Here is an 11,162-nt window from a genome sequence, read left to right on the forward strand (position 1 = left end):
GGCCGCGTGGGCCTGGCATCGGGCGCAGGCCGCGGCCTCCGGCCCGATGGCGTACGACGGCTTCCGCGTCGGAGGGCCGCCCGCGCCCGTCGTCGTGGAGCTGGACGAGCCGGTCGTCCTGGGAAGGCCACCGCGCGAGGTCCCGACCAGCCTGGCCGACGCGCACGGCGTCGAGATCGCCTACCGCGGCCAGCGCTACGTCTTCGCCCGCCCCGATGTCGGCGCGGACCAGGGCGTCGCCGCCGGTGACGGCACCGTGGTCGCCCCGATGCCCGGCACCGTCCTCGACGTGAGGGTGGCGATCGGCGAGGAGGTCACCGAGGGCACCGTGCTGGGCGTGGTCGAGGCGATGAAGATGGAGCTGGCGTTGAAGGCGCCCCACGACGGCGTCGTCACCAGCGTCACGGCGACCGCCGGCCAGCAGGTCCCGCTCGGCGCCCCGCTGTTCGCCGTCGCGGCACAGGACTCCGCATGACCGAGTTGGGACCTCCATGCCCGCGAGTTGGGGCCTTCCGGTCGCCGAATCGGCAGTTCAGTGGCGTCGTACTCGAAACTCCCGATCGGACACACAACAAGTCCCAACTCGACCTCCCAGAAGTCCCATTTCGGCGCACCACAACTCCCATTTCGCGAGGTGACCAGATGACTCCCCTGCCCATGGTGGTTCCGGAGGAGGGGCTTCCGACCGAGGTCACCATCTACGAGGTCGGGCCACGTGACGGGCTGCAGAACGAGAAGGCGGTCGTCGACGTCGAGGTGAAGTCGGCGTTCGTGAAGCGTCTCCTCGGGGCGGGGCTGCCGATCGTCGAGGCGACCAGCTTCGTGCACCCGAAGTGGGTGCCGCAGCTGGCGGACGCCGAGGCGTTGATGACCGGTCTCAGTGCGGACCTGGGCGAGCGCGCCAGGGAGCTGCCGGTCCTGGTACCCAACGCCCGTGGGCTCGAGCGCGCCCTCGACCTCGGGCTTCGTCACGTCGCCGTGTTCGCCTCGGCCACGGAGACGTTCGCGGCGAAGAACCTCAACCGCACCTTGGACTCCCAGTTCGACATGTTCGAGCCCACCGTCGCGCAGGCCCTCGACGCTGGCGTGGACGTCCGCGGCTACGTCTCGATGTGCTTCGGGGACCCGTGGGAGGGTGCGGTGCCCGTCCGGCAGGTCGTCGCCGTCGGGAAGCGGCTGCTCGAGCTGGGCGTCGGCCAGCTCAGCCTGGGCGACACCATCGGTGTCGCGACGGCGGGCCACGTCAAGGCGCTGGTCGCGGCCTTCGGCGAGGCGGGCGTGGAGCCGGGTCGGCTGGCTCTGCACTTCCACGACACCTATGGCCAGGCACTCACCAACGTGCACGCGGGCCTGCAGGCGGGCGTCACGACGTACGACGCCTCGGCCGGCGGTCTCGGCGGCTGCCCCTATGCCCGCAGCGCCACCGGCAACCTCGCGACCGAGGACCTGGTGTGGTTCCTGACCGGCCTCGGGATCGAGCACGGGGTGGACCTGGACGCCGTCGTCGCCACCAGCACCTGGATGGCCGGGGAGCTCGGGCGGCCCAGTCCGTCCGCAGTGGTCCGGGCACTCGGCGGAGCAGGGGAGTGACAGGGCTACCGTTGCCCCATGCCTCCCAATGACGCTGCGCTGGACCGGGTGACCGGCGAAGGCCAACGTCGTGCCTGGGCCTGGGCGGCGGCGCTGCGGGAGGGCGCGACGACGCCGTGGCACGAGTGGTCGGGAACCGGTGAGGCGTTCCGGCCGCGGCTTCCCGGGGCCCAGCAGCTCGAGCTGCTCCGCCGGCTCAACCTCGCCGCTTCGCGAGCCGGTCGGGAGGTGCCCGTCCGGCTCGCCGACCGGATCCTCGCCGCCGGCGTCTCCGGCAGGGGTCGTGGCGACCTCGGCCTCATCGGCGCCGACCCGGACCAGCGGTTCGGGCCGCGTCCGGTCGATCCGGGCACTCTCCCCGACGAGGAGCTGCTCCGGGTCGCAGCCGGGCTGATCGCCGATGACGTCGCAGCGACAGGGGTCGGGGCGGAGCCCGACCGGAGCCTGATCGAGAGGGTCCGTGCGGTCCGCCGCCCGTGGGTGCCGTCCTACGTGATCGTGGGCTCCCAGTGGCTGGTCGAGCCCTGCGTCGATGACCTCGTGGCCCGCGGGCACCGACCGGGGGGCCGCCAGCCGATGGCGTACCTCCTCGCCGACGACCTCGCCTCTGTGATCGCACACGCCTGGACGGCGCGTGCCTTCGACCAGGGCGGCCAGCGCTGGCCCGCGTTCCTCGAGGGCTTCGCGCAGGCCGGCCACCTGCCGCCGCGCGCCGACCTCGCCCGGATGGCCCGCTCCGCGGCGAGGAGGTACGGCGCCGGCCGGGTCACCGTGGTCCTCGACCCGTCCCAGCTGGCGGATCGCCTGGGCGTCCGTGCGCTGGCAGCGCCTCCGCGACTGGGTGCCCACGCGGTCGACCTGGTGCGCCGTGTCGGCGAGCCGCTCGGCCTGCTGGTGCCGACCGAGCAGCGTCCTGCCCTGCTCCGAGCCACTCTCGCCCGGCGGCTCGACGGGCGGGGCGGACCGAGCCTCACCATCCCGCGCCGCTGGGACACCTGGCTGCGCACGCAGGCCGAACGGATCCATCACGAGATCGCGGCCGCTGGCTATCCTGTCCTCGGCGATCTCGACCGGCTGCTCCCCGGACCGCTCGTGGACGATGCGGTGCTTCCGGACGACGCCGAGGTGCTGGCTCTCGCCGTCGGGCTGCTCCTCGACCCGATGACACCGCGCCCGGCCGCGGGGCCGACGACAGAGGAGGGATCGTGAGTCGACGGGTCCTCCTGCACGTCGGGACACCCAAGACCGGCACGTCCTACCTCCAGGACGTGCTGTTCCGCAACCGAGCGCAGCTGCTCAAGCACGGCATCAGCTATCCGGCGGACCGGTTCGACGCCCAGTTCCTCGCCGCGCTCGACCTGATGCGGCTGCGCTGGGGCGGCCTCGAGCAGGATGCGGTCGGTGCGTGGGACCTGCTCGCCCAGCGGATCCGCGACCACGACGGCACCTCGATCATCAGCCACGAGATCCTCGCGACGGCCTCGCGCACCCAGGTCGCCCGAGCCCTGGAGTCGCTCGGGCACCAGCCAGGCGGCGACACCAGCGACGGCGGCACCGAGGTGCACCTGATCTTGTCGGTGCGCGACCTGGTCCGGCAGATCCCTGCCGAGTGGCAGGAGAACGTCAAGCACCGCGCCGCGTTCCGCTACGCCCGCTTCCTGGAGCTGATCCGGGACCCCGAGCGCAGCCACCGCGTCGGCGCGTGGTTCTGGGGCGTCCAGGAGATCCCCGACATCCTCGCCCGGTGGGGGGCCGACATTCCACCTGAGCGGATCCACCTCGTGACGGTCCCCCCAGCCGACGGCCCGAAGGACGAGCTCTGGCGGCGCTTCAGCCTCGCCTTCGGCCTCGACGACCTCGACCTGGACCTCGGCACGGAGCGCAGCAACCCGAGCCTCGGTGTGCCGGAGTCCGCGCTGATCCGGCGGATCAACCGAGCCGCGGCCCGCGACCTTTCGCCGGCTCACTACCGCCCGCTGGTCCGCGAGCTGCTGGCGCACCGCACTTTCTCGAAGCGCACGGGATCGCCCCGGCTGGGCTTGCCGCCGGACCTCTACCCGTGGGTCCGCGAGCTGACCGGCTCCTGGATCGCGGAGCTGACCGAGAAGAAGTACGACGTCATCGGCGACCTCGAGGACCTCCGCGGCGCCCCGCGGCCGACCGGCCCGTTCGTCGACCCGGACCGGCCGCCGCCGCGGCAGGTCAACAACGCCGCGATCGACGCGATCAAGGCGCTGCTGCTCGAGGCCGCCCATCGGCAGGCGGAGAACGAGCGGCTCAGGCTCGAGCTCGAGGACGCGAGGCGGGAGATCATCCGCGCGCGAACGCCACGCCTGATGCGTTCGATGGAGTGGACCGTGCGACGGCTCGAGTCCAACGACACGGGCCGTAAGGCGCTCGGCGTCTACCGGATGGCGCGGGGCAGGAACTCCCGGTCGGCGTAGCGGCCGACCCGCCAGGTGCTCCAGCCGTCGGCCACGGCACCGACGGCCCCGCCGACCAGGGGGACCCGCTTGCCGAGCGTCGTCGCGAGTCGCTTGCCGATCACCCGGCCGATGAGCTCGCCGGCGAGCACCGTCGAGACCGTGCCGTCGAGGTTGGGGTCGTGCTGCGGCGCCGTGGCGATCGCCATCGGCGGGGCGGGCAGCTGGTGCCGCCTCAGCATCTTCACGACCACGTCGTCACCGAGGATGGTCACCAGGATCGCGTTGCGCACGCGCGGGTCGTCGAGGTCGTACCCCCGCAGGTGCGCGATGCCCGCGACCATCCGGCACTGGATGAGCGCCAGGCCTGCGATGTTGGCGGGGGCGACGACCGCCGCGGTGACCAGGCCCCCGAGGTTGGTGACCAGCCCTTCGGCGCCGGCGTAGGCGACATGGTTCTGGATCAGCTCCCGGGCGGCCTTGTCGACGTTCCCGTGCTGCTCCCGGAGCTGCGTCTCGGCGGCCTCCGCGGCCGGCGGGAGCGGCCCCACGCCCGCGATCGCCCGGTGCAGCGCCTCCCGCACGAAGGACTGCGTCAGCCCGGGCGCCATCTGGGTGACCTTGGGTGCGAGCTGACGGGCCGCTTCGACAGCCAGGCCCTTCCTGATCGAAGCCATGCCTGAATCGTAGGCCGTGGGAGCACGCCGACTGCCTTACAGTCACGTCGTGCCCATCGAGCCGCCACCCACGCCATGGGCCCTCCCGACCCGGGAGGAGCTCGCCGAGCTCCCGACCGTCGGTGACGGCGAGGAGTACGACGACGAGGGCACCCATGACGCGAGCGACCTCGTGGCGGTCGGCGCCGACCTCGACCCGGGCACGCTCCTCGCGGGCTACCGCGCCGGGCTGTTCCCGATGCCCGAGGGTCGCTCGGTCGGATGGTGGAGCCCCGCCTGGCGGGGCGTCCTGCGGCTCGACGAGCTCCATGTGTCCCGGTCCCTGCGTCGGTCGGCACGCGACTTCGAGATCCGGGTCGACACCGCCTTCGCCGAGGTGGTCGAGGCCTGCGCGGATCCGCGCAGGCCGCACGGCTGGATCGACGGCCGGATCAAAAATGCGTACGGCGCGCTTCACCGGCTCGGCTGGGCGCACTCGGTCGAGACGTGGCGCGACGATCGCCTCGTCGGCGGCCTCTACGGCGTGGCGGTCGGCGGCCTGTTCGCCGGCGAGTCGATGTTCCATCGGGCGACCGACGCGTCCAAGGTCGCCCTGCTCGGCCTGGTCGAGGGTCTGCGCGCCGACCCGGAGGGCGCCGCGGGCCGGCGCCTGGTCGACGTGCAGTGGGCCACTCCCCACCTGGCCCGCCTCGGGGTGCGTCAGATCAGCCGGGCGTCGTACCTCGCGGAGCTGGAGGCGTTGCTCAAAGTCCGGCAGCCGGCGATGTTCTCGCACTAGCCTGCTGGAGTCCTCGGGTTCCTCCATCCCTCTCGAAAGGAAGGTCGACGCCGCCAGCCGAGGACGAGTCGTCGACCTGCCAGCACGATCAGGTCCAACCCTCCGTGGTGGCCGGACACGCATAGTCCGAGCCCGACGGGGAAGACGACAGCGGGTTGCCGGCTCGGGCCGCGCCCGATCCGTCGGGCGCCCTCCCGCGCCTGACGCCCTAGGAAAGGAAATCGCATGTCCCCGATCAAGCGCCCGCTGGCCGCTGCCGGCACCGCTGTCCTCCTCGGCCTCTCGCTGACGGCGTGTGGCAGCAGCTACCCGACCGACGCGTCGAAGGAGGACTTCTGCAAGGACGTCGAGGGCGCCTTCACCTCGTTCCAGAGCGAGGAGGGCGCGGAGCCCACCGAGGAGCAGTGGGAGAACTCGCAGGAGAAGTTCGCGGAGCTCGGTGAGACCGGCACGCCCGAGAACATCGGAGAAGACGAGCGCAAGGGCTTCGAGGTCCTCGTCGACACGATCGCCGACCTGGACTACGACGAGGCCAAGAAGGCGTTCGAGTCCGACGAGGTCCCCGGCGTGTCCGAGGAGGACGACAAGAACGTCGACAAGTTCTCCGAATGGGCGGTCACGGAGTGCGCCGAGGAGCTCGGCGGCTGATCGACGGCTGACCGGGTCCGCGCCCACCTGAGCATCCCGTCGGCGGTCGCCACGACGTCGCGCCAGTCAAGGGCGCGGGACTCAGATCACGGTGGGGGGCTGGCCGGTGTCCGCGACCATGGCCCGGCCGGCTCGCTCCCACCCGATCATCCCGTCGGCGAGGTTCACCACGTCGTACCCCTGCTGGGCCAGGTAGGCCACGGCACGGGCGGAGCGGCCGCCGGCCTTGCACACGATCAGCGTCTGCGGTGCCTCGAGCTCGACGAACTCGCCGAGGCGCGCGGGCAGCTCCCCGAGCGGGATGTGCACCGCGCCCTCGATGTGGCCGGCCGCCCACTCGTCGACCTCGCGCACGTCGAGGACCACGAGGCCGGCGGGCAGTGGGTCGGGCACGCCGTCGATCTCGACGGTGGGGATCGTCATTCGTTCCTCCTCATTCCAGGAGCCTATTTCAGGAGCTTCGAGAGCCGCCGGTCGGCGAGCGGCTTGCCGCCGGTCTGGCAGGTGGGGCAGTACTGCAGGCTGGAGTCGGCGAAGGAGACCTCCCGGACCGTGTCGCCGCACACCGGACAGGCCTCGCCGGTCCGGCCGTGCACGGCGAGGTGGGACTTCTTCTCCTTCTTCAGCTCGCTCGCGGCCAGGCCACGGGAGCGGTCGACGGCCGCGCCGATGGTGTCCCTGATCGCGGCGTGGAGCGTCGCCAGGTCCGCGTCGGTCACGCTGTCCGCCGGCTTGAACGGAGACATCCGCGCGGCGTGCAGGATCTCGTCGGAGTAGGCGTTGCCGATCCCCGCGATCGTGCCCTGGTGGCGCAGCACCCCCTTGAGCTGCTTGCGCCCCGCGGCCCGGAGGATCCCGGCCAGCCGCTCCGGGGTGAAGTCCTCGGTCAGGGGGTCAGGCCCCAGGGACGCGATCCCGGGGACGTCCATCGGGTCCCGGACGAGGTAGAGCGCGAGGGACTTCTTGGTGCCGGCCTCGGTGATGTCGAGCCCCGGGGAGACGCCGTCCTGCTCGTCGAGCACCACGCGTACGGCGAGGGTCGACTTGGTGCTCGGCCGCGGCGGGATGGCCGGCACCTCGTCCTTCCATCGCACCCAGCCCGCACGCGCGAGGTGGAGCACGAGGTGGAGGCCGCTGGCCTCGACGTCGAGGAACTTCCCGTGTCGTCCGACGTCGTCGACCAACGTGCCCTCGATCGCGGACAGGGGTGGGTCGTAGGTCTTCAGGGCGCTGAACGCGGCGACGTGGACCTTGGTGATCGCACGGCCGGCCAGCCGGCCCCGCAGGTCCAGGGCCAGCGCCTCGACCTCGGGCAGCTCCGGCACGGGACAAACAGTAGTCGGCGGCGCGACGGCGGTCGGTCAGCGCAGCAGCATGGCCGCGCTGAGCGCTGCGAAGCAGAGCAGTCCGAGGAGCCCCAGCGACATCGCGAAGATCGCGACGGTGCGCATCGTCGGCGTGTGGTCGATCTGCCCGGACCGGTAGGCGAGCGTGCGGATGATGCCGATCGGCAGCGTGCACGCGGTCACGAGCAGTGACACGGTCCATGCGTACGTCAGGGCGTCCATGCACCTGCGGTGCCCGAATGTGACGATCCGACACGCTAGGACAATCTAAGGCGAACACTAGAGAGGTGGATAGCGTCGGATCATGGACCCGATCCGCAACCCGTACGCCCCCGGCGCGGGACAGCGACCGCCCGAGCTGGCCGGTCGCGACGAGCAGCTCGCCGCCTTCGACGTCGTCCTGGAGCGGGTCGCCCGCGGCCGTCCGGAGCGGTCGCTGGTGCTCACCGGGCTGCGCGGGGTCGGCAAGACGGTGCTGCTCAACGCGCTCCGATCGGCTGCCGTCCGCAAGGGCTGGGGCACCGGCAAGCTCGAGGCCCGGCCCGACCAGTCGCTGCGGCGGCCGCTGTCCTCGGCCCTCCACCAGGCCGTGCGCGAGCTGGGCCATCCCGAGCCGGAGGAAGCCGACCACGTGCTCGGCGTGATTCGGTCCTTCGCCCAGCGCGACGCGGGGGCCGACGCCAAGCTGCGCGAGCGATGGAGCCCGGGCATCGACGCTCCGGCGGTCCGCGGGCGCGCCGACTCCGGCGACATCGAGATCGACCTGGTCGAGCTGCTCACCGATGTCGGTGGTCTCGCCGCCGACGTCGGCAAGGGCGTCGGGGTGTTCGTCGACGAGATGCAGGACCTCGGCCCTGCCGACGTCTCCGCGCTCTGCGCGGCCTGCCACGAGCTCAGCCAGAACGGGCTGCCGGTGATCGTCGTGGGCGCCGGCCTGCCGCACCTGCCGGCGGTGCTGTCGGCCAGCAAGTCCTACTCGGAGCGCCTGTTCTCCTACCAGCGGATCGACCGGCTGGCCCGCGACGCCGCCGACCGCGCGCTGGTGGCGCCCGCGGCGGAGGAGGAGGCGGAGTTCACCCCCGAGGCGCTCGACACGATGTACGACGCCACCCGGGGCTACCCCTACTTCATCCAGGCCTACGGCCGGTCGGTGTGGGACCTCGCGCCCCGCTCGCCGATCACGGCCGACGACGTCGCCGTGGCGGCGCCGGAAGCCGAGCGCGAGCTGGCCGTCGGGTTCTTCGGATCGCGCTACGAGCGGGCCACCCCGGCGGAGCGGGACTACCTGCGAGCGATGGCCGATGCGGCGGCGATGGCCGACGACGAGGACCCGGTCGGGTCGGTGGCGACGTCGGACGTGGCCGTCGTACTGGGGAAGAAGCCGCAGTCGCTCTCACCGGCACGCGACTCGCTGCTCAAGAAGGGGCTGATCTTCTCCGGCGAGCGCGGTCGGATCGCGTTCACGGTGCCGCACTTCGGGCGATACCTGCGGTCACAGAGCTGAGCGATTCGGGTGTCCCCGGCCTGAATGCGTTCTACGCTGCTGTGGTGACGATCGCCTCTCGGGACGTCCCGCGCCCGCCGTCCCTCCTCCGCAGCGTCGTGCCGGTGACGCTGTTCGCGCTGGTGTGCGGCGTCGTCGGGCCGATCTTCCTGGTCATGGGTTTGGTGGCCGGGGGCGACGAAGGCAACGGCTGGCTGCTGCCGTCCGGCATCGTCATCACCGCGTTGGACATCGTGCTCGGCGTCCTGATCGGGACCGGCCGCTACCGGTCACAGCAGAAGCTCTACCGGCTCCGCCTGCGGGGCCGCCCCGCGCACGGGCAGGTCCTGTCCTTCGACCAGACCGGCGTGAGGATCAACGACCAGCCGGTGGTCGCGCTCCGGCTGCGGATCCACGGCAACGACCTCACGCCCTTCGACGCGGAGCGCAAGGTCGTCGTGCCCGAGATCCGGCTTCCGCTGCTCTACGCCGGCGACCTGCCCGTCCTCGTCGACCCCGAGTCGAAGGAGTGGGAGATCGATTGGTCGTCGGCACGCACGGTCACCCCGGCTGCGGCGCCGTCGGGCGATACCCGCAGTGCCGCGGAGCGTCTCGCCGAGCTCGACGACCTGCTCCGCCAGGACCTGGTCAGCCGTGAGGAGTACGACGCCGCGCGGGCCAGGATCCTCGACGAGGTCTGAGGCGCCGGCGCAGCCGACAGCTCCGCCGAGGCTGCGTGCGGAGGTGCCTCGGTCCGCCTGAGGACGTCGGGGACCCGCGCGAAGCGTGTGTCGTCATCCCGACACAGCGGGTGTCATGCGCCCGACGCGCCGGTGGGAGCAACCCTTCGAGACTCGTGGTCATCGGCGCCGCCGGCGCCTCTGAACCCCGAGGAGCTCCCCATGACCAGCACGATCCGCCGGTTCGCAGCCGCCGCGGCCGCCACCCTGCCGCTCGCCATCCCACCGCTGCTCGCGGTCCCGGCCCATGCCGACGAGACCGCCTCGCCGGGGAACGACGCGGCAAAGGTCGCTGCGCTGACCCAGTCCGGCGTCGTGTACGAGACCATCACCTACACCGCCTACGCCTGGAGCGACTACAACCAGGAGCTCATCGACGACGAGGCGTTCTCGGTGACCGTCACCTGCACCGGATTCGTCGTGAACCCCGACGGCTGGATCGCCACGGCCGGCCACTGCGTCGACCCCGGGATCGGCCGGGAGCATGTCCGCGACGTCGCCACCGACTGGGCGCTGGACAACTACTACAGCGCCGGCGTCACGTTCGAGGACGCTCGCTCGGATGTGACCCTCTACATCTTCGATCGCAACGACGAGGCGCGCCGCAACCGGGTCCATCGCGCGGTCCACGTCACTCTTCCGGCCGCGGTGACGGGTGGCGAGGCGGAGCAGGACCTCCCGGCGAGGGTGATCGACTGGCAGACGTTCGACCACGGGGATGGTGCCCTGGTCAAGGTCGAGGCGTCCGACCTCCATGCGTTGCCCCTCTCGAGCGAGGACCCGCAGATCGGCGACCCGATCACGAGCGTGGGCTACCCAGGCATCATCGAGAGCTACACCGACCACGACCTCGTGCCGACCTTCCAGCCCGGAAGCATCAGCTCGCAGAAGACGGTCGGCGGCGGCCTCCTTCCTGTCCACCAGCTCAGCCAGAACCTCGAGGGCGGAGTCAGCGGCGGACCGACGGTGAACGCCGACGGCGAGGTGATCGGCGTGATCAGCGCCGGCTTCGACGGAACCGACCTCACCTATGCCTCGCCCATCGCGCGCATCGAGGAGCTCCTGGCCGCGGCCGGCGTCGAGGCGTCCACCTCCGAGCTGACCAGCACCTACCGCGAGGGCATCGCCGCTCTGCACGACGGTGACCGGGAGACGGCTGTCCCCGCCCTCAGCGAGGTCGTGCACGCGCAACCCGGCAACGACCTCGCGGCCGACCAGCTCGCGCTTGCCGAGCAGCTCCCGGCTGCCGAGCCACCGGCACGGGACAGAGAGTCGTCGACGGTCGCCGTGCTCGTCGTCGTGGGCGTCACGGTGCTGCTCCTGGTGGTCATCGCGATCACGGCGGTCGCCGTGCATCGCCGGCAGGCGGCCGGGCGCCGACCGGTCAGCCCGTACGGCGGATACCCGTACGGCGCTCCGGCCGCGGCGTACGGCGCGGGGCAGCAGCAGGCCTGGGCGCCCGCGGCCCCGGGAGCCG

At 72.0% G+C, this 11,162-nt stretch carries 13 protein-coding genes; 9 read left to right on the forward strand and 4 right to left on the reverse strand.

Annotated elements, in window-relative coordinates; translation table 11 throughout:
- The 4 genes from E7Z54_RS08060 to E7Z54_RS08075 form a co-directional block, all read left to right on the forward strand.
- Positions 1-475: acetyl-CoA carboxylase biotin carboxyl carrier protein subunit (locus E7Z54_RS08060; protein WP_346763535.1), on the forward strand; the 475-nt coding region annotated here is incomplete at its 5' end.
- Positions 476-642: 167 nt separating this feature from the next.
- Entirely contained in the window at positions 643-1,590 is a 948-nt protein-coding gene (locus E7Z54_RS08065) for a hydroxymethylglutaryl-CoA lyase (RefSeq protein WP_136432659.1), read from the forward strand.
- Positions 1,591-1,608: 18 nt separating this feature from the next.
- Entirely contained in the window at positions 1,609-2,799 is a 1,191-nt protein-coding gene (locus tag E7Z54_RS08070; RefSeq protein ID WP_136432661.1) for a hypothetical protein, read from the forward strand.
- A complete protein-coding gene (locus E7Z54_RS08075) occupies positions 2,796-4,034 on the forward strand; it encodes a hypothetical protein (RefSeq protein WP_136432663.1) in 1,239 nt (412 codons plus the stop codon). The genes E7Z54_RS08070 and E7Z54_RS08075 overlap by 4 nt, the downstream gene beginning before the upstream one ends.
- Here E7Z54_RS08075 and E7Z54_RS08080 read toward each other — a convergent pair.
- Complete coding sequence (locus E7Z54_RS08080; RefSeq protein ID WP_136432665.1) at positions 3,995-4,690, reverse strand: EcsC family protein; 696 nt, start codon at positions 4,688-4,690, stop codon at positions 3,995-3,997. The two genes, E7Z54_RS08075 and E7Z54_RS08080, sit on opposite strands and share 40 nt — an antisense overlap.
- 49 nt (positions 4,691-4,739) lie before the next feature.
- On the opposite strand from E7Z54_RS08080, the gene aat reads away from it, so the two are divergent.
- Both aat and E7Z54_RS08090 read left to right on the forward strand, forming a co-directional pair.
- Entirely contained in the window at positions 4,740-5,468 is a 729-nt protein-coding gene (aat, locus tag E7Z54_RS08085; RefSeq protein WP_240769581.1) for a leucyl/phenylalanyl-tRNA--protein transferase, read from the forward strand.
- A gap of 225 nt (positions 5,469-5,693) precedes the next feature.
- Positions 5,694-6,116, forward strand: coding sequence for a hypothetical protein (locus tag E7Z54_RS08090; RefSeq protein ID WP_136432667.1), 423 nt, complete (start codon positions 5,694-5,696; stop codon positions 6,114-6,116).
- Between the two features lie 81 nt (positions 6,117-6,197).
- Here E7Z54_RS08090 and E7Z54_RS08095 read toward each other — a convergent pair whose 3' ends face one another.
- From E7Z54_RS08095 to E7Z54_RS08105, 3 genes are read right to left on the reverse strand one after another with little or no spacing between them, the layout of a single operon-like run.
- Entirely contained in the window at positions 6,198-6,539 is a 342-nt protein-coding gene (locus E7Z54_RS08095; protein WP_136432669.1) for a rhodanese-like domain-containing protein, read from the reverse strand.
- Positions 6,540-6,562: 23 nt separating this feature from the next.
- A complete protein-coding gene (locus E7Z54_RS08100; protein ID WP_136432671.1) occupies positions 6,563-7,441 on the reverse strand; it encodes an Fpg/Nei family DNA glycosylase in 879 nt (292 codons plus the stop codon).
- A gap of 36 nt (positions 7,442-7,477) precedes the next feature.
- On the reverse strand, positions 7,478-7,684 hold the full coding sequence (locus E7Z54_RS08105; protein ID WP_136432673.1) for a hypothetical protein: 207 nt from the start codon (positions 7,682-7,684) through the stop codon (positions 7,478-7,480).
- Between the two features lie 82 nt (positions 7,685-7,766).
- Between E7Z54_RS08105 and E7Z54_RS08110 the strand changes: the two genes are divergently transcribed.
- From E7Z54_RS08110 to E7Z54_RS08120, 3 genes are all read left to right on the forward strand, one after another.
- Positions 7,767-8,966: an ATP-binding protein gene (locus E7Z54_RS08110; RefSeq protein WP_136432675.1), complete on the forward strand. Its 1,200-nt coding sequence runs from the start codon at positions 7,767-7,769 to the stop codon at positions 8,964-8,966.
- A gap of 44 nt (positions 8,967-9,010) precedes the next feature.
- On the forward strand, positions 9,011-9,646 hold the full coding sequence (locus tag E7Z54_RS08115; protein WP_136432677.1) for an SHOCT domain-containing protein: 636 nt from the start codon (positions 9,011-9,013) through the stop codon (positions 9,644-9,646).
- A 201-nt stretch (positions 9,647-9,847) separates the two neighbouring features.
- On the forward strand, positions 9,848-11,162 hold a 1,315-nt coding region (locus E7Z54_RS08120), incomplete at its 3' end, for a S1 family peptidase (protein WP_136432679.1).

This window comes from Nocardioides sp. (assembly GCF_004803405.1).
Classification (GTDB): Bacteria; Actinomycetota; Actinomycetes; order Propionibacteriales; family Nocardioidaceae; genus Nocardioides; species Nocardioides vastitatis.